This window comes from Microvirga pakistanensis (genome assembly GCF_004458765.1).
GTDB classification, from domain to species: domain Bacteria; phylum Pseudomonadota; class Alphaproteobacteria; order Rhizobiales; family Beijerinckiaceae; genus Microvirga; species Microvirga pakistanensis.
Window position 1 is genome coordinate 1 of sequence record NZ_SPJX01000173.1, and the last position, 223, is coordinate 223.

The window sequence follows — 223 nt, forward strand, 5'->3', positions numbered from 1 at the left end:
AGTCCCCCAAGAGGCGTCTGTTCGTGAGTTCTGAAATGGGAAGGGATGCGAATGGCGGCTGAGACACCCCTGAAGGAGCAGATGCTCGCCGCCATTCCTCATCTGCGCGCAGTCGCGATCTCTCTTTGCGGCAGCGTCGACCGCGCCGACGATCTGGTGCAGGGCGCCCTTCTGAAGGGCCTGAGCAATCTCGACAAGTTTCAGCCCGGCACGAGCATGCAGG

General features: G+C 61.9%; 1 protein-coding gene. It reads left to right on the forward strand.

Annotated features, from left to right (window positions below):
- Positions 1-81 precede the first annotated feature (81 nt).
- A partial coding sequence (locus E4K09_RS07600; protein WP_425293822.1) for a sigma factor occupies positions 82-223 on the forward strand: 142 nt, incomplete at its 3' end.